A 17,660-nucleotide genomic window follows, 5' to 3' on the forward strand; every position below is an offset into this window, starting at 1 on the left:
ATGGATTTAAAAAAGACGAATGCTCCAGTAAACACAATAACATATAATAAAACTGTTATTGAAGAGCCTACTGGTAACGTGTATGAGGCAATAACCATTATGGCCAAAAGAGCTAATCAAATCAACTCTGAAATTAAAAAAGAATTGACAGAGAAATTAGAAGAGTTTGCTACTTACAATGATAGTCTTGAAGAAGTTTTTGAAAACAAAGAACAAATTGAGGTTTCTAAATTTTACGAAAAACTACCTAAGCCACACGCTTTAGCAGTTCAAGAATGGTTAGACGGTAAAATTTATCACAGAGATTCAAATAAATAATACTACAATGTCAGTTTTAAGCGGAAAAAATGTTTTACTGGGAATATCTGGTGGAATTGCCGCTTATAAAACGGCATCGTTAGTACGACTTTTTATAAAAGCAGGTGCACATGTCCAAGTGATAATGACACCTGCTTCTAAGGATTTTGTCACTCCACTTACTTTATCTACATTATCTAAAAATCCAGTCTATTCTAGTTTCTACAATGATGAGGAACAAGAAGCAGAGTGGAACAATCATGTGGATTTAGGGTTATGGGCAGATCTAATGGTAATAGCTCCTGCTACAGCTAATACTTTATCTAAGATGGTAAATGGTAATTGTGATAATTTAGTAATTGCCACTTATTTATCTGCTAAATGTCCGGTTTATTTTGCGCCTGCCATGGATTTAGATATGTACATTCATCCTTCAACGGTACAAAATTTTACTGCGCTAAAATCCTTCGGCAATTTTATTATCCCTGCTGAAACGGGTGATTTAGCAAGTGGTTTGTCAGGTCAAGGTCGAATGGCGGAACCGGAAAATATAATTTCTTTTATTGAAACGGATATAGAAAACAAATTGCCACTTAAAGGTAAAACAATTTTAATTACTGCTGGTCCTACCTACGAAGCAATAGATCCAGTTCGGTTTATTGGGAATCACTCTTCTGGGAAAATGGGTTTTGATATTGCTAAAAGCGCCGCTCACCTAGGTGCATCAGTTATTTTAGTAACAGGGCCTACAAATTTAGAGGTTAATAATATTTTTATTACGGTAATTAACGTAGTCTCATCTCAAGATATGTATGATGCTTGTCATCGATATTACAATGATGTTGATGTAGCGATTGCTGCTGCTGCTGTAGCCGATTACAGACCCAAAACAATTGCGTCACAAAAAATTAAAAAAGCTGCGGATAATTTTGTCATTGAGTTAGAAAAAACGCAAGACATCTTGTATTCCTTTGGTTTGCAAAAAAAACAACAGTTTTTGATAGGCTTCGCTTTAGAAACAGAGAATGAAATTGAAAATGCAAAGGCTAAAATTCAGAAAAAAAACTTAGATTTGATTGTTTTGAATTCATTGCAAGATGAAGGTGCTGGTTTTAGAAAAGAAACAAACAAAGTGACCTTTATTGATAAGAATTTTAAAATAGAACCAATGCTACTAAAATCCAAGGAAGCGGTAGCAGATGATATTATTAACAAAGTAAGAGCCTATTTTGATGTATAAATTTTTTATCGTTTTATTCCTTTTGTTTTTTGGTCAGTCACAAGCACAACAATTGAATTGTACAGTGTCAGTAAATGCACAAAGCTTAACAAATTCAAATCAGCAAGTATTTAAAACTTTAGAAACATCCCTAAACGAATTTATAAACAAAACAGACTGGACCGGTCAAGCCTACAAGCAGAGTGAAAAAATTAATTGCTCCATGTTTATAACCATTTTGTCTAATGGTGGTGACCAATTTACTGCTAGCATCCAGGTACAATCATCTAGACCTATTTACAACTCTTCCTATTCTTCGCCAGTTTTAAACTTTAATGATAAAGACTTTAATTTTAGATATACTGAATTTGAAAATCTTATTTTCAGTCCAACAGCTTTCGAATCTAATTTAGTGTCCGTGCTTGCATTTTACAGTTATGTAATTTTAGCTTTGGATGCTGATACTTTTGAATTAGAGGCGGGTCGCAACAATTTTGAAATTGCTCAAAATATTGCTAATGTAGCACAACAAAGTGGTTCCAAGGGTTGGAGTCAAAACGACGGAAATCAAAATAGATATTTTCTAATAAATGATATGCTGTCTCCTACTTATTCAATACTACGTAAATCATCTTTCGAATACCATAAGGGCTTAGATATGATGACCACAGATTTAAAATCAGCTAAAGAAAAAGTCAAAACGTCTATACTCGATATTAGTAAATTGAATGCTACAAAGCCAAATGCCTTTTTAACTCGAATTTTTTTCGATGCTAAATCAGATGAAATCGTATCTATATTTTCTGCAGGACCTAGTATTACAATTTCTGATTTAGTAAGTACTTTAAATACGGTATCGCCATTAAACTCGGCTAAATGGACTAATATCAAGTATTAATTTTCTACTTGAATGGTTCTTTAAAAATCAAATTTTATTATATAAAATCAAAATAAATGATAACTGCGCTATCAATAAAAAACTATGCCTTAATTGAGAAATTATCAATTGATTTTTCAAAAGGATTTTCTATCATTACAGGAGAAACCGGTGCTGGAAAATCTATAATTTTGGGTGCACTGGGTTTGGTGTTAGGAAAAAGGGCAGACTTGAGTTCATTAAAGAACAAAGAAGAAAAATGTATCATTGAAGCACATTTTGAAATTTCTAAATACAATTTAGCTCCTTTTTTTGAGGAGAATGATTTAGATTATGAAGAGGATACGATTATTCGTAGAGAAATTTTACCCTCTGGAAAATCGAGAGCTTTCATCAATGATAGCCCAGTTAACCTGCAAGAACTTCAAGAGTTAGGGTTGTTTTTATTAGATATTCATTCGCAACAGCAAACAAGAGAACTTTCAGATGAAAATGTTCAATTTGAAATATTAGATGCTATTGTAAACAATCAGGGTTCTGTTTTAGACTTTCAAAACCTTTTAAAAAAGTATAAGGTTGATAAAACGAAACTAAATAGTCTCTTAAAAAAGCAAGCCGATGCAGTTAAGGAACAAGAGTACAATACTTTCTTACTGAGTGAATTAGTTGATGCAAAGTTAAAAGCGGGAGAGCAAGAAGAACTAGAAAGCGAATTTGAGCAATTAAATAATGTCGAAGTTATAAAGGAATCTATTGATAAGTCCTTAGCTATTGCTAATGACGAGCAAGTAGGAGTGGTGCAAAACCTAAAAGAAATTAAAAATTCTATTCAAAAAATAGCCCCTTTTTCTTTAGAATATCAGACGCTTTTGGAACGCTTTGTGAGCTTGTCGATTGAGCTAGATGATATTTGTCAGGAGTTAAATCGGTCTTCGGAGAAATTAATAAATGACCCAGAAAAATTAGCACTTTACAATCAAAAGTTACAATTAATCTATACGCTACAAAAAAAACATCAAGTTGCGACTGTAGAGGAGTTAGTAGAAGTGCAGTCTCGACTACAAAATTCTGTTTTAGAATTAGGAAACATGGAGGAGGAAATTTTAACTTTAAATAGTAGTATTCGAGATAAGGAGATAGCTCTAGATGTGCTTGCTCAAGAAATACATGATAATAGGGAAGTTGCAGTGCCCTTACTTACCAATCAGATGATTGCAATATTAGATACTTTAGGAATGCCTAATGTTCGTTTTGATATTAAGGTTACGCTACGCGACTTTTATGTTGCTAATGGTAAAGATGAACTCCAATTTTTGTTTTCTGCTAATAAGGGAACTGATTTTGGTTTGCTAAAAAAAGTTGCTTCTGGTGGAGAGATGTCCCGAATTATGCTAGCTGTAAAAGCGATACTAGCCCGATATTCAAAGTTGCCTACATTAATTTTTGATGAAATTGATACAGGAGTTTCTGGCGAAATTGCTATTAAAATGGGCGAAATTATGAAGGAAATGAGCTCTAATATGCAAATTTTTGCGATAACTCATTTACCACAAATTGCGGCCAAAGGGAATGTACATTTTAAGGTGTTTAAATATACAGTAGGCGATGATACGCAATCAGAACTAAAGGTTTTAACAGCTGATGAGCGGGTGGTAGAGATTGCTCAGATGCTTTCTGGAACAGTTATATCTGATTCAGCCCTTAATCATGCCAAAGCTTTGCTCAACTAGAATTTTGGATTATATTTGTTATCATAAATAGAAATAAGAGTTAATCCTATAGTAAAGTAGGAAAAAAAATAATTGAATAAATACGATAGAAATGATCATAGAACCAAGAATGAGAGGATTTATTTGTTTGACATCACACCCAGATGGATGCGCACAAAATGTAAAAAATCAAATTGAATACGTAAAGTCAAAAGGAGCAATTGCTGGAGGTAAAAAAGTTTTAGTAATTGGTGCTTCAACTGGTTTTGGTTTAGCTTCTAGAATTTCAAGTGCATTTGGATCTGATGCTGCAACTATTGGTGTATTTTTTGAAAAGCCACCAACAGAAGGAAGAACTGCTTCACCAGGTTGGTACAATTCTGCCGCTTTTGAAAAAGAAGCTAAACAAGCGGGACTCTATGCAAAAAGTGTAAACTGTGATGCTTTCTCTGACGAAGTGAAGAGACAAACCTTAGATTTGATTAAAGCAGACTTAGGTCAAGTAGATTTAATAATTTACAGTTTAGCCTCTCCAGTACGCTTAGATCCTAAAACAGGTGTGTTACATCGTTCAGTTTTAAAACCTATTGGCGATACCTTTACAAATAAAACAGTCGATTTTCATTCAGGAAAAGTATCGGAAGTTTCTATTGAACCAAGTAATGGTGATGATATTGAAAATACGGTAAAAGTAATGGGCGGTGAAGATTGGGAAATGTGGATCGATGCCTTAAAAGCGGAGAATTTATTAGCTCCAGGAGCGACTACAGTTGCCTATTCTTATATTGGGCCATCATTAACAGAGGCGGTTTATAGAAAAGGTACTATTGGTAGAGCAAAAGATCATCTTGAGGCTACTGCTTTTACTATAACGGATAGTTTAGCATCCATTGGTGGTAAAGCTTATGTATCAGTAAATAAAGCTCTAGTTACGCAAGCAAGTTCAGCTATTCCTGTAATTCCTTTGTATATTTCACTTTTGTATAAGATCATGAAAGAAGAAGGTATTCATGAAGGATGTATTGAACAAATTCAGCGTCTTTATTCTGAAAGATTATATACTGGTAAAGAGGTAGCTGTAGATGATAAAGGTAGAATTCGTATTGACGATTGGGAAATGAGACCTGAAGTGCAAGAAAAAGTAGCTAAACTATGGTTAGAAGCTACTACCGAAAATATTCCTGAAATTTCAGACCTAGAAGGGTATAGAAGTGATTTTCATAATCTATTTGGTTTTGGTTTTGAAGGTGTAGACTATAAGGCCGAGGCAAATGAGATGGTAAATGTAGAAAGTATAGCTTAATACTCTAAAATTTTATATAGATGCATCCTGATTTTTAAATGTATAAAAGCATTTTAAAATCAGGGTGCATTATTTATTTATAGTATATCTTTGTCTTTATATCGTTTTAATTTTTTAATTGAAATCCCGTAGAAAACTATGTTTTTTTCTTTAATTATCCCTGTTTATAACCGCCCAGATGAATTAGCAGAACTACTAGAAAGTTTATCAAAATCAAATTATAAAGAAGATTTTGAAGTCGTTATCGTCGAAGATGGTTCTACATTAAGAGGAGATACTGTTGTAGCACAATATACCTCAAAACTTGCTATTTCCTACTTTTACAAACCGAATTCAGGGCCTGGTGATTCTAGAAATTTTGGAATGAAAAATGCCAAGGGTGATTATTTTATTATTTTCGACTCTGACTGCATCATACCAGCAAATTATTTAGTAGAAGTAGATCAATCCTTAAAACTTAATTATGTTGATTGTTTTGGAGGTCCAGATAAAGCTTTAGATAGTTTTAGCGACATTCAAAAAGCTATAAATTTTGCGATGACCTCATTTTTGACAACGGGGGGCATTAGAGGAGGATCAGAGAAAATTGATAAGTTTCAACCACGAAGCTTTAATATGGGAATCTCTCGTAAAGCATTTGAAGCCTCTAAAGGGTTTGGAAATATTCATCCTGGTGAAGATCCTGATTTATCCATACGTCTTTGGAATTTAGGATTTGAAACTAAACTTATACCAAATGCGTATGTATATCATAAGAGAAGGATTGATTGGGAAAGATTCTCAATGCAAGTCAATAAATTTGGAAAAGCAAGGCCTATACTTAATAGTTGGTATCCAGAACATACTAAACTAACATTCTTTTTTCCATCTGTCTTTATATTGGGATTTGGCTTGGCAATACTGCTGTTAGTTTTGACTTTAGATTATTTATTGAAACTTTATTTTATCTATTTTTTACTAGTGTTTTTAGTGTCTTCTTTTCAAAATAAAAGTCTAAAAATAGGTTACTTATCAGTGATTGCCGTGTGGAAACAATTTTATGGGTACGGGACTGGTTTTATAGAATCCTTTTTTAAAATTATTATTTTTAAACAAAAGCCGCAGGAGGCATTTCCGGAATTATTTTTTAAAGTATAAGATGGCAAAGATAATAGGTTTAACAGGCGGAATAGGAAGCGGCAAAACCACGATTGCAAAATTCTTTGCATCAGAGGGAGTTCCAATTTACATTGCAGATTTAGAGGCAAAGTCGTTAATGGATAGTAAAGAAATTAAAAAGGAAATTTTTGAGCTATTTGGCAAAACAGTTTTTAAAAATGAAATGTTAGATAGAGCGAAAATAGCAGAAATTGTTTTTAATGATCCTTCGATGTTGGTGAAACTTAACTCGATTGTTCACCCTGCGGTAAAAAAGCATTTTAAAGAATGGGTACATGTTCATGAAAGTGAAGACTTGCTGCTTTACGAGTCGGCGATTCTTTTTGAAAGCGGTCACTACAAAGAATTCGATTATGTTATTTCAGTGATCGCCCCTCTAGAGTCAAGGATAGCAAGAGTTTTAGCAAGAGATGATTCAACTCGAGAACAAGTTATGAGTAGAGTCAATGCGCAATGGAATGATGATGAGCGAATTAAAAAAAGTGATTTTATAATAGAAAACATTAATCTCGACGATAGTAAATTGAAAGTAATGGATATTCTTAAAATTTTGAAGATTAAACAAAATGAATAGTAGATGTTAATGTTTGGTTAATATATTATCATTCATACTGTTAAAATGTTAATTTTGAATCGATGAATAAACTTTTTTTTAGATTACTTATTTTATTAATGAGCTTATCGCTCATAGGAATTATACTTGTGCAAGTATATTGGTTCAACTCGTCGTTTAAAAATAATGATGAGCAATTTAAGTTTCATGTTAAGGCCGTGATAGGAAACGTATCTGAAAAGCTTCAAAAGCAGGAAGCTTATAGTTTTTATGATAGATACAATCACATAAAGGATAGTACAGGTAAAGTTCCTAAGAAGGAAGATTTAATGGAATTTTACTACGTTCAAAAAAATCCTAGAACTAATAAAACAATTGTTTATTCGTCAGGAATTATATCAGAGGAGTATAGTATATCACCAGCGCTTTTTGACAGAAAATTTAGTAGCGAACGATTTAAAAACTTCAGTGCTAAACGTGTAACAGAGGTTTATAACAATAATGGGATTGATAAGTCAGCAATCCAACAGAACGTTATACCAGACGTTAAAATTGAGAAATCTGGTAATTTAGATATTTTAGATAATGCACAGTTTGAAATTTTCTTTAAAGATATAGCTTCTGCAATGCCTTTACAAGAGCGTGTTTCGAATCAGACTTTACAAAAGCTTATCAAAAAAGAGTTAGAGGAGTATGGAGTTAAAACTAAATTTGAATTTGCGATATACAACAATGGTATTGCCACCAAAGTAAAATCAAATGAATTTAAGTATGATAAAGAAGCTACTTATTCCATTCCTGTTTTTACCGACAATGAGGGGAATGAGAAATATAAGCTATTAGTTACTTTTCCGCATAAGAAAAAGTTCTTATTGTCTGAGCTAGTGAGTATTACAATATTATCTATAGTTTTTACTTTGATTATTATTATTACTTATTCTAGTGCTTTAAATCAATTAATTCGTCAAAGGCAGATATCAGAGATAAAAACAGATTTTATCAATAATATGACACATGAGTTCAAAACACCTATAGCGACGATAAATCTTGCGTTGGATGCGATTAAGAACCCTAAGATTATTGAAGACAAGGAAAAGGTGTTTAAATATTTACAGATGATTCGCGACGAAAACAAGCGAATGCATGCGCAAGTCGAAAACGTTTTACGAATTTCTAAATTAGAAAAGAAAGAGCTTGATATTGAAAAAGAATCAAGCAATATAGAAGATATTATTGAGGAAGCTATTGAGCATGTAAACTTAATTCTTGAAGACAGGGAAGGAAAAATTACCACTCATTTTGATGCCTTGCGTAAGACGGTATTGGTTAATGAGGTGCATTTTACCAATGTTTTGGTAAATATTCTAGAAAACGCTATTAAATATTCACCAGACACACCTGAGATTAACATCTATACGGAGAATATTAAAGATATGATTCTTATTAAGGTTAAAGATAATGGGTTAGGAATGAGTAAGATTGCTCAGAAAAGAGTTTTTGAGAAATTCTATAGAGAGCATACAGGAGATATACACAACGTTAAAGGGCACGGGTTAGGTTTAGCGTATGTAAAAAGAATAGTCGAAGACCATAACGGTCAAGTTTATGTAGAAAGTGAAAAAGGAAAAGGAAGTACCTTTATAATAAAAATACCACTAATAAATTAGTATATGGAAAATATAAATAAAAAAATTTTACTAGTAGAAGATGATCTTAATTTTGGAGCAGTTCTAAAAGATTACCTAATGCTAAATGATTTTGAAGTAGTTTTAGCTAAGAACGGAATGGAAGGTTTTGAAAAATTCAAGAAGGACACCTATGACTTGTGTATTCTTGATGTGATGATGCCTTATAAAGATGGATATACTTTAGCTAAGGAAATCAGAGAGAAAAATAGCGAAGTGCCTATTATTTTCTTAACTGCTAAATCTATGAAAGAGGATGTTTTAAAAGGATACAAGGCGGGAGCTGATGATTACTTGAACAAGCCATTTGATTCTGAGGTTTTATTAATGAAAATAAAGGCGATTATTCAAAGAAAATCTTCTGACGTAAAAGCAGAGCAGGTTCAATTTGAATTTAATATTGGGAAGTTCCATTTAAACTCAAAGTTAAGATTCTTGAGTTTTAATGGTGAAGAGCCTATTAAATTGTCTCCAAAAGAGAATGAATTACTTAAAATGTTGATCCTTCACGAAAATGATTTAATGCCAAGAGAACTTGCGTTAACAAAAATTTGGAGAGATGATAATTACTTTACGTCAAGAAGTATGGACGTTTACATCGCTAAATTAAGAAAGTACCTTAAATTAGATGAAGATGTAGAAATTCTGAATATTCATGGTGAAGGTTTTAGATTAGTTGTAAAAAACAAGTCGTAAGAACAAATAATACAAAAACAGCTTTAGAAATTTCTAAAGCTGTTTTTTTTTTGTGAATTATATAGAGGTTGCTTTTTTGTAAATTCATACTTTTTTTTTGTTACCAATTTAACTGCAATGCAAAACAAGTATTGTCCTCTTTTGTAATGCTAAAAACGGTTGCTTCTTCTGATTCATTCTCGTGAATGATTACTTGGTCTTGAATTGAAAGTTCCTTTAAAAAATTCATTTCAAAGCTTTTTATTTTTTGCTTTAAAAGTAGGTCTGTGTCTACTAAATCAAGGCACCACTCTAGATATTTGACATTATTGACATGATTTACAATATCGAGATCAGATAGATTTACTTTACGATTAAAAAGCATTTCTTTTTCTGAACTGAATTTTATTTTTGAAAAACCTTCGGTTGTAGCTCTTAATTCAGGATAAAGTTCAAAATGGTCATAAGGTAGCGCTAAAGCTTCTGGACGCCTTTTTTGCGTATTAAAGACTGCCCAGAACGTTTCGCAACCCACTATTTTAACGTCATTGATATACATCTCTAAAGCACGGACGGACCTGGAATTCTCTAAGGTATTGATCCAAGTTTTTACGGTTATAACATCACGCCATTTAGGAAGAGCTTGAACCTCGACACGCATTCTGCTTAATACCCAAGCTTGATCATACTCCTGCATATCAGAAAAACTGATGCCACCTACATCAGAGTGTGCTACTGCAGTAAGTTGTAAAATATTACATAGATCAGTATATTTTAAGTAGCCATTGGGTAGGCATTGCGTAAAATTGATTTCCCATTCTTTACTAAAAACAGAACTGAAGTTTGGACTTATAGGCATTATGTTATTTTTTAAAATAGTACTATGATTGATTAGTAAATAATTAGTTCTTATTTACTTGTTTTATTGATATAATCAATAATTTTAGGGATAGGGGTTTCAAAGTCAAACCATTTTGTTTTTTCATCGCGTTTGAACCATGTTAGTTGTCGTTTTGCAAATCGGCGTGTATTTTTCTTTATTTCTTCAATGGCAAATTCTAAGCTTATATCTCTATCAAAATAACTAAATAGTTCTCTATATCCTACGGTTTGTAAAGCATTTAGATCTCTTTGGGTGTATAGTTGTTTTGCTTCTTGCAATAAACCTCCACTCATCATAATGTCAACACGATGATTAATTCGTTCATACATCAGTTTTCTGTCTGCTTCCAATCCTATGAGAATAGGAGTGAAGTTTCGATCGTTTTTTTTTTGATTTAAAAAGGTAGAGTACGGTTTACCAGAACCGATACAAACTTCTACAAATCGCATCATTCGTTGCGGATTCATAAGTGTTTGTGCATTTTCGAGCGATATTTTTTCAAAATATTCTGGGTCGAGTGCTCGCAGCTGATCTTGCAAGTAGGTTATTCCCAGTTTTTCGTACTGCTTTGTTACCTGCTCGCGAACTGAAGTTGGTATTTCAGGGAATTCATCAAAACCCTGTAATACTGCATTTACATACAGTCCAGAACCTCCTACCAGAATTACGTAATCGTTTGTTTGAAACAATTTGTCAATTGTAGCGATAGCTTCCTTTTCGAAATCACCAACCGTGTAGGGATCATTAATTGACTTATTTTGAATAAAATGGTGGTTGGCAGCGCTAAGCTCAGCTTTAGAGGGAACCGCAGTTCCTATTGTCATTTCTCTAAAAAATTGACGGCTATCACATGACACAATTTCGCATTGGTAATGATTTGCTAGGAGAATACTCAGAGTGGTTTTTCCGATAGCTGTAGGTCCGATAATTGTAATTAGGTATTTCATATTTATTTTAGCCCAGATAAAAGCGTAAACCCCGGACGATTGCAAGTTAGTATTTCTAAGTGTAAAAGAGCGTCCATTGGAGCTCCTTTTATGCGCTAGAAATACAACTGCAATAGGAGGAGTTGAAGTGGATAGCTGGATTGGCTTCTAATTTTTATTCATTTTTAAAGAGGCTCCACAATTGGAGCAAAAATTTGCTTTTTCAGGATTAGTAGTTGCGCCGCAGCCCTTACATATTAAGGTGTCTGTACTTTTATCATTATGATGTACACTTTTAGCAATTTCAGCAGTTACAATACCGGTGGGAACTGCGATGATACCGTAACCTAATATCATTACAAAAGACGCTATGAATTGTCCTAATGGTGTGATAGGTGAAATATCACCATAGCCCACTGTAGTTAGTGTGACGATAGTCCAGTAGATGCTGGCTGGAATACTTGTAAAACCACTTTGCTCTCCCTCGACTAAGTACATAATAGAACCTATAATTATGGTACTGATTAATACAAAATAGATGAAAACCACTATTTTACCTTGACTGGCCTTAATTGCTTTTCGTAGCTGTAATGATTGACTTGTGAATTGTGGATTGTTTAAAATTTTAAATAATCGCAATAAACGGAGCGCGCGAACTACTGAGAAAATGCTTGTCCCAATAAAAAAAAATGATAAATACATTGGCAAAATGGCAAGAAGGTCGATCACGCCATAGAAACTAAAAATATAGCTCCAAGGTTTTTGGATACTAAAAATTCTAAGCAGGTATTCGATCGTGAATAAAGCTGTGATAATCCACTCTATGAGTACAAGGGATTCGTGGTATTTGCTGTCAAAACCTTTCACAGTCTCCATCATAACAAGTAAAACACTTATTAGAATTAGGCCTAATAAAATTAAATCAAATAAACGTCCTGCTTTAGTATTTGTACCATATATAATGATATGTGTTTTTCGTCTAAAGTTGATATAATTCATTTTTATATTACTCATAAGAAGTTAATTTAGATTTGTACTAAAACTTGATAATCTTATGCATTTTATTTCTTCGAAGTTGATTTTGAATGATATTTCTTGCGTCACGGTTGTTTTGCATGTGAATAATGATGGTTTTCAAAATATCAATTTTATGTACTTGATAGTTTAAATCATAAAAAGTATACCCTTTGTAGATTCCGTTTTCGATTAAAACGGCACTTCGTTCATTGATGGTACGTCCTTTATCAACAATAATCATATTTTGATTTTCGAAACTATTTTTAGTGATAAATTCATTTACTCTTTGGTTGTATTCTAGTGGTGAAACAGTTCCTACGCAAGCACCATCGCACTCTTTAATGTTGTATTGAAAGCATTCTTTGTTGGTTTGATATAAACCAGTATACTTTTGACATAAATTGTATTCAGCAGTGATTCTAAATAAAGCATTTTTACCTTCTTGCAAGGTCGAAAACGAAGTTATTTCCTTTTTTCGTCCATCTGCCTTTTGTAATTTAAGATTCAGATATCCCTTTTTATCTAATTCTGAGTACAATGCCCACTGAAAAATACTTTTTCGTTGTGCTCTGTTTAATATGGGTTTATTGACCTTTATTTCTTCACTTTCTTTAAGTAATGCTATTAATTCACTGCCAGTTTCCTCGTAGGTTACACGAAAGACTTGTGCTTGTATTTTTTTAGATTTAGCATTTGTTCCAGTAAAATGCTGGTTGAGTCTTTTTTTTATGTTACGGCTTTTGCCAATGTAGATTAGATTTCCTTTTTCGTCATGAATATAGTAGACGCCAGTTCGAGACGGTAAACCAGAAATAATCTCAGTCAATTTTGGAGAAATTCCCTTTTCAATTTCAGTTTTTATATAATCAGAAATGATCGTTTTTTCGACATCTTTTTCAAGAAGCATTTTAAACAATTTTACGGTCGCAACAGCATCTCCACTAGCGCGATGCCTATCTGCCATGGGGATTCCTAAGGCGCGAACAAGTTTTCCAAGGCTGTAAGAGGGTTGCTCTGGAATTAATTTTTTAGCAAGTTCAACTGTGCATATTGTTTTAGCTTCAAAATTGTAACCCAATCGTCTAAATTCTGTTCGCAGAATTCGGTAATCAAAGGAGGCATTGTGTGCTACAATAATACAGTCACTGGTAATTTCTATGATACGTTTTGCTACTTCAAAAAATTTAGGAGCAGATACTAGCATAGCATTATTAATACCTGTTAGTTTAACGACAAAAGGTTGAATTGGAATTTCGGGGTTGACCAGACTTATAAATTGATCGACAATCTCGTGTCCATCAAATTTATAAATGGCGATTTCTGTTATTCCTTCTTCGTTGAACTGACCGCCTGTGGTTTCTATATCTAATATTGCGTACAAATTGTTTTATTTAAAATGGGGTGTAATGGTAGAATTAAATTTTCAAATTAAAGCTTAACTGTTGATGCTTTGCCGCGCTATTTAATTTCTACCACCAAATATACTGCTTCCAACACGAATCATAGTACTACCGCAATCAATTGCTATGGGATAGTCTCCTGACATTCCCATGGAGAGAATTTCCAAATGGCAGTTATTAGTTTGTTGCGTCTTTGCTTGATCAAAAATACTCTTTAGTTGCTGAAATTCCTTTTTTATTTGGTTTTGATTATCAGTGAAAGTCGCCATTCCCATTACTCCCACAATTTTAATATTGTGCATTTCTTGCAGATCAGCAGAAGTAAGTATGACAGTTAATTCCTCTTGGTCTAAACCAAACTTCGTTTCCTCTTCGGCAATATGTATTTGTAGTAAGCAATCAATCACGCGGTTGTTTTTTGCGGCTTGCTTGTTGATTTCTTTTAAAAGTTTAAGACTGTCAACGCCATGGATCAGTTGTACAAATGGAGCCATGTATTTCACTTTATTCGTTTGTACATGTCCTATCATATGCCATTGGATATCTTTGGGCATTTCTTCCCACTTATCAGCCATTTCTTGGATTTTATTCTCGCCAAAAATGCGTTGACCAGTTTCATAAGCTTCCAATAGATCCGAAACAGGTTTCGTTTTTGATACGGCAACAAGTGTCACGTTTTCAGGAAGTGTTGCTTTTATTGCTTTGATGTTATTTGCTATTGTCATTTGATGCTGTTTTTAAATGTTTTTAGCTTAAAGTTCATATATAACTATTCCGCTTCTAAACTTAGGTTCAATATACGTACTTTTTGGAGGCATTATCAGATTAGCATCAGCTAATGCTTTTATTTCGTTGATGTTTGAAGGGTAGAGGATAAATCCAACTTTAAATTCTCCTTCATCAATTTGCTTTTTTAATTCTAAAATGGACTGTTTACCAGATAGGTACTCGATTCTTTCGTCATTTCGTAAGTCTTCAATATTTAAAATAGGAAGTAAAATGGAACTATATAAGATTTGCGTATCTAGGTTTTGTAAAGCATTGTTAGAATTTTCTACACTTTCACGCAGACGTAAGCGATAGAACTCATTGTCAAGATACATTCCAAATTCATGATTGGTAACAGGTTGGTAAGGCTGTTGATCTTTATTTTCGACAATGAATTTTTCACTTAATTTGTGAATAAATTCGGTTTTACTCCATCCATTTAAATCCTTAATTAACCGATTAAATTCATATATCTTAATTGTATTTTCGGCGATCAAATAGCTCAATAAATGTGCTTTATTCTCATCTTGAGGATTTTCTTCAGATAATAATCGGGCCGCCTCCGAACGATGGTGACCATCTGCGATGTAAAAGGAATCAATTTTCAAAAAAGTATTTTGCATCCATTTGATTTGTTCAGCATCATCAATTTTCCATAAATAGTTAATTTCTTTTTTAGTGGTCGAAAATTCAAAATCAGCCAATTGCTGAGTTTGGTTATAAATCCAACTTTCTATTTCTTTATTATCAGGATAGGTCATCAAAACCGGTTCTGTATTGAATTCAGAATGATGCATGTATTCTTTCAACAACCGAACCCTAAAAGCAAGCGTTTCTTCATGCTTTTTAATTGTATTGTTGCGGTAATCTTGAATAGATGTTCCAACTATTATACCGGTGTAAGATTGTGTTTTTGTAACAATTTTATGAATGTAAATTGCTGGTTGATCATCCTTCACCAAGATGTTCTCAGTTTTGAAATCTTGATATTTTTGATGTACTTGGCGGTATCTTTTCTCAAAGGTTACCGTTTCTTGATTGTTGTAGGCAGGTTTTATGACATGCAAAAACGACAATGGATTAAAATCCAATTGGGCAGCTAACTCTGCTGTTACATATTCCTCATAAGAACGGCAGGTTACTAAACAAACTTTATCTCGCGTAGGACGAACTGCTCTAAAAGGAATTATTTTTGCCATATTGGGTTTGGTTTAAAAAACAGAAAAGCAGCAAGAAACATGGTTTTTGTTCTTGCTGCTTTTAAAGTATTTAAACTAGTTAAATTGTTTCGAAATTTTTTCCGCTTTTTTACTTTCGCTATAATCATAAAATCCTTCTCCAGATTTCACGCCTAGTTTACCAGCACGAACCATATTTACTAGTAGAGGACAAGGGGCATATTTTGGGTTTTTGAAACCATCATACATTACATTCAAAATAGCCAAACACACATCTAAACCAATAAAATCAGCTAATTGTAGCGGTCCCATTGGGTGTCCCATTCCTAATTTCATCACAGTATCAATTTCATAAACACCAGCTACTTTGTTGTATAAGGTTTCGATCGCTTCATTAATCATTGGCATCAAAATTCTGTTAGCCACAAAACCAGGATAGTCATTTACTTCCACCGGAGTTTTTCCTAATTTTTCAGATAGGGTCATGATTGTTTTAGTAACTTCATCGCTAGTATTGTACCCGCGAATGATTTCAACTAATTTCATAATTGGCACTGGATTCATAAAGTGCATACCAATAACACGTTCCGGATAGGATACTACAGCTCCAATTTGTGTAATGGAAATAGAAGAAGTATTTGTTGCTAAAATAGTTTCGTGAGAACAAGCCTCATTCAACTGCTTGAATATGTTTAGCTTAAGCTCCACGTTCTCAGTTGCAGCTTCAACTACTAAATCAGCTCCTACAACACCATCTTTAATATCAGTATAGGTTATTATATTTGTAATTGTTTTTGCTTTGTCCTCGGCAGTAATGGTTCCTTTGGTTATCATTCTGTCTAGATTTGCGGCAATCGTAGCCATTCCTTTATCTAATGATTTTTCTGAAACATCTATTAATTTAACGGTAAATCCGCTTTGTGCAAATGTATGAGCAATTCCGTTACCCATTGTTCCTGCACCTATTACAGCTATTGTTTTCATGTAAAGTATATTTAATTTTAAAGTCTTCTCGTTTAACTTTTAAATTCGAATTTGATTATTATTTTTTGAAGCAATCAATAATTTGATAAGCGACTTTTAAGGCCTCTGTTGCTTGTTCTAACGTAACTATAGGGGTAGAGTCATTTATTATAGCATCAGCAAATGTTTCTAATTCATCTAGGATTGCATTATTTTGCTCCACATCTGGATTCGAGAAATAGATTTGTTTTTTAACACCTTCTGCATTTTGTAAAATCATATCAAAATCACCAGGAACTTCTGGAGCATCTTTCATTTTTACAACCTCACATCTTTTCTCTAAGAAATCAACAGAGATGTACGCATCCTTTTGAAAAAAGCGAGTTTTGCGCATATTTTTCATCGAGATTCTGCTGGCAGTAAGATTAGCTACACAGCCATTTTCGAATTCGATTCGAGCATTTGCTATATCAGGTGTATCGCTTATAACGGATACACCGCTTGCACTAACATTTTTAACTTTTGATTTTACCACGCTTAAAATCACATCAATATCGTGTATCATTAAATCTAATACTACAGGTACATCGGTACCGCGAGGATTAAACTCAGCCAGTCGATGGGTTTCGATAAACATTGGATTTTCAATCATGTCTTTCGAAGCAATGAAAGCGGGATTAAAACGCTCCACATGTCCTACCTGGCCTTTTACCTTGTATTCATTTGATAGAGCAATAATTTCTTCGGCTTCCTCAAGCGTATTAGAAATCGGTTTTTCGATAAAAACGTGCTTGCCTGACTTGATAGCAACTTTAGCACATTTGTAATGAGAAAGCGTTGGTGTTACAATATCAATAACGTCTACAGCGTGAATCAAAGTAGCAATCGTACTAAAGTGTTTGTATCCAAATTCTTTTGCTATTTTATCAGCATTCTCTTGATTAGGATCGTAAAATCCAACTAATTCATATTTCTCAGATTGTTGTAATAAACGCAAATGTATTTTTCCTAAGTGACCAGCACCTAATACTCCAATTTTTAGCATAATA

The 17,660-nt window shown here is 33.3% G+C and carries 17 protein-coding genes; 9 read left to right on the plus strand and 8 right to left on the minus strand.

All coding sequences use genetic code 11. The features are described from left to right. The 9 genes from H8R22_RS15010 to H8R22_RS15050 all read left to right on the plus strand — a co-directional run bounded on the left by H8R22_RS15010 (window position 1) and on the right by H8R22_RS15050 (window position 9,497). Window positions 1–318 carry a DNA-directed RNA polymerase subunit omega gene (locus H8R22_RS15010; protein ID WP_026709525.1) on the plus strand — a complete coding sequence of 106 codons (318 nt, stop codon included), beginning with the start codon at window positions 1–3 and terminating at the stop codon, window positions 316–318. A 7-nt stretch (window positions 319–325) separates the two neighbouring features. Next, window positions 326–1,537 (plus strand): bifunctional phosphopantothenoylcysteine decarboxylase/phosphopantothenate--cysteine ligase CoaBC, encoded by a 1,212-nt coding sequence (coaBC, locus tag H8R22_RS15015; RefSeq protein ID WP_187011218.1) that lies wholly within the window; start codon window positions 326–328, stop codon window positions 1,535–1,537. Beyond that, the gene (porD, locus tag H8R22_RS15020; RefSeq protein ID WP_187011219.1) at window positions 1,530–2,414 is read left to right on the plus strand and encodes a type IX secretion system protein PorD; all 885 of its coding nucleotides are present in this window, start codon (window positions 1,530–1,532) and stop codon (window positions 2,412–2,414) included. The genes coaBC and porD overlap by 8 nt, the downstream gene beginning before the upstream one ends. Window positions 2,415–2,470: 56 nt before the next feature. After that, window positions 2,471–4,123 carry a DNA repair protein RecN gene (recN, locus tag H8R22_RS15025; RefSeq protein ID WP_187011220.1) on the plus strand — a complete coding sequence of 551 codons (1,653 nt, stop codon included), beginning with the start codon at window positions 2,471–2,473 and terminating at the stop codon, window positions 4,121–4,123. Window positions 4,124–4,214: 91 nt separating this feature from the next. Next, complete coding sequence (fabV, locus tag H8R22_RS15030; protein ID WP_187011221.1) at window positions 4,215–5,405, plus strand: enoyl-ACP reductase FabV; 1,191 nt, start codon at window positions 4,215–4,217, stop codon at window positions 5,403–5,405. A gap of 138 nt (window positions 5,406–5,543) precedes the next feature. Next, entirely contained in the window at window positions 5,544–6,542 is a 999-nt protein-coding gene (locus H8R22_RS15035; RefSeq protein ID WP_187011222.1) for a glycosyltransferase, read from the plus strand. 1 nt (window position 6,543) lies between these two features. Continuing rightward, on the plus strand, window positions 6,544–7,137 hold the full coding sequence (coaE, locus tag H8R22_RS15040; protein WP_187011223.1) for a dephospho-CoA kinase: 594 nt from the start codon (window positions 6,544–6,546) through the stop codon (window positions 7,135–7,137). Window positions 7,138–7,199: 62 nt separating this feature from the next. After that, window positions 7,200–8,783 (plus strand): sensor histidine kinase, encoded by a 1,584-nt coding sequence (locus H8R22_RS15045; RefSeq protein ID WP_187011224.1) that lies wholly within the window; start codon window positions 7,200–7,202, stop codon window positions 8,781–8,783. Between the two features lie 3 nt (window positions 8,784–8,786). Then, window positions 8,787–9,497 carry a response regulator transcription factor gene (locus H8R22_RS15050; RefSeq protein WP_187011225.1) on the plus strand — a complete coding sequence of 237 codons (711 nt, stop codon included), beginning with the start codon at window positions 8,787–8,789 and terminating at the stop codon, window positions 9,495–9,497. A 100-nt stretch (window positions 9,498–9,597) separates the two neighbouring features. Here H8R22_RS15050 and H8R22_RS15055 read toward each other — a convergent pair whose 3' ends face one another. The 8 genes from H8R22_RS15055 to H8R22_RS15090 all read right to left on the minus strand — a co-directional run bounded on the left by H8R22_RS15055 (window position 9,598) and on the right by H8R22_RS15090 (window position 17,656). Then, entirely contained in the window at window positions 9,598–10,335 is a 738-nt protein-coding gene (locus H8R22_RS15055; protein WP_187011226.1) for an acyl-[acyl-carrier-protein] thioesterase, read from the minus strand. Between the two features lie 50 nt (window positions 10,336–10,385). Next, on the minus strand, window positions 10,386–11,306 hold the full coding sequence (miaA, locus tag H8R22_RS15060) for a tRNA (adenosine(37)-N6)-dimethylallyltransferase MiaA (protein WP_187011227.1): 921 nt from the start codon (window positions 11,304–11,306) through the stop codon (window positions 10,386–10,388). A gap of 147 nt (window positions 11,307–11,453) precedes the next feature. After that, complete coding sequence (locus tag H8R22_RS15065; protein ID WP_187011228.1) at window positions 11,454–12,299, minus strand: ion transporter; 846 nt, start codon at window positions 12,297–12,299, stop codon at window positions 11,454–11,456. A gap of 22 nt (window positions 12,300–12,321) precedes the next feature. After that, on the minus strand, window positions 12,322–13,683 hold the full coding sequence (locus H8R22_RS15070; protein WP_187011229.1) for an exonuclease domain-containing protein: 1,362 nt from the start codon (window positions 13,681–13,683) through the stop codon (window positions 12,322–12,324). Window positions 13,684–13,764: 81 nt separating this feature from the next. Beyond that, window positions 13,765–14,427: a YggS family pyridoxal phosphate-dependent enzyme gene (locus tag H8R22_RS15075; protein ID WP_187011230.1), complete on the minus strand. Its 663-nt coding sequence runs from the start codon at window positions 14,425–14,427 to the stop codon at window positions 13,765–13,767. Window positions 14,428–14,454: 27 nt separating this feature from the next. After that, entirely contained in the window at window positions 14,455–15,669 is a 1,215-nt protein-coding gene (locus H8R22_RS15080) for a DUF1015 domain-containing protein (protein WP_187011231.1), read from the minus strand. 75 nt (window positions 15,670–15,744) lie between these two features. Continuing rightward, window positions 15,745–16,632 carry a 3-hydroxyacyl-CoA dehydrogenase family protein gene (locus H8R22_RS15085; RefSeq protein ID WP_187011232.1) on the minus strand — a complete coding sequence of 296 codons (888 nt, stop codon included), beginning with the start codon at window positions 16,630–16,632 and terminating at the stop codon, window positions 15,745–15,747. 58 nt (window positions 16,633–16,690) lie between these two features. Further along, entirely contained in the window at window positions 16,691–17,656 is a 966-nt protein-coding gene (locus tag H8R22_RS15090) for a Gfo/Idh/MocA family protein (RefSeq protein ID WP_187011233.1), read from the minus strand. Window positions 17,657–17,660 lie beyond the last annotated feature (4 nt).

The sequence above is a fragment of the Flavobacterium kayseriense genome (assembly GCF_014305095.1).
In the GTDB taxonomy this organism is placed as follows: Bacteria; Bacteroidota; Bacteroidia; order Flavobacteriales; family Flavobacteriaceae; genus Flavobacterium; species Flavobacterium kayseriense.

Coding starts and splice junctions, on each gene's coding strand:
- miaA (WP_187011227.1), bottom strand. CDS start 11,306: ATGAAATACCTAATTACAATTATCGGACCTACAGCTATCGGAAAAACC.
- H8R22_RS15090 (WP_187011233.1), bottom strand. CDS start 17,656: ATGCTAAAAATTGGAGTATTAGGTGCTGGTCACTTAGGAAAAATACAT.
- H8R22_RS15055 (WP_187011226.1), bottom strand. CDS start 10,335: ATGCCTATAAGTCCAAACTTCAGTTCTGTTTTTAGTAAAGAATGGGAA.
- coaE (WP_187011223.1), top strand. CDS start 6,544: ATGGCAAAGATAATAGGTTTAACAGGCGGAATAGGAAGCGGCAAAACC.
- H8R22_RS15035 (WP_187011222.1), top strand. CDS start 5,544: ATGTTTTTTTCTTTAATTATCCCTGTTTATAACCGCCCAGATGAATTA.
- H8R22_RS15075 (WP_187011230.1), bottom strand. CDS start 14,427: ATGACAATAGCAAATAACATCAAAGCAATAAAAGCAACACTTCCTGAA.
- porD (WP_187011219.1), top strand. CDS start 1,530: ATGTATAAATTTTTTATCGTTTTATTCCTTTTGTTTTTTGGTCAGTCA.
- recN (WP_187011220.1), top strand. CDS start 2,471: ATGATAACTGCGCTATCAATAAAAAACTATGCCTTAATTGAGAAATTA.
- H8R22_RS15065 (WP_187011228.1), bottom strand. CDS start 12,299: ATGAGTAATATAAAAATGAATTATATCAACTTTAGACGAAAAACACAT.
- H8R22_RS15080 (WP_187011231.1), bottom strand. CDS start 15,669: ATGGCAAAAATAATTCCTTTTAGAGCAGTTCGTCCTACGCGAGATAAA.
- coaBC (WP_187011218.1), top strand. CDS start 326: ATGTCAGTTTTAAGCGGAAAAAATGTTTTACTGGGAATATCTGGTGGA.
- H8R22_RS15085 (WP_187011232.1), bottom strand. CDS start 16,632: ATGAAAACAATAGCTGTAATAGGTGCAGGAACAATGGGTAACGGAATT.
- H8R22_RS15050 (WP_187011225.1), top strand. CDS start 8,787: ATGGAAAATATAAATAAAAAAATTTTACTAGTAGAAGATGATCTTAAT.
- H8R22_RS15010 (WP_026709525.1), top strand. CDS start 1: ATGGATTTAAAAAAGACGAATGCTCCAGTAAACACAATAACATATAAT.
- fabV (WP_187011221.1), top strand. CDS start 4,215: ATGATCATAGAACCAAGAATGAGAGGATTTATTTGTTTGACATCACAC.
- H8R22_RS15045 (WP_187011224.1), top strand. CDS start 7,200: ATGAATAAACTTTTTTTTAGATTACTTATTTTATTAATGAGCTTATCG.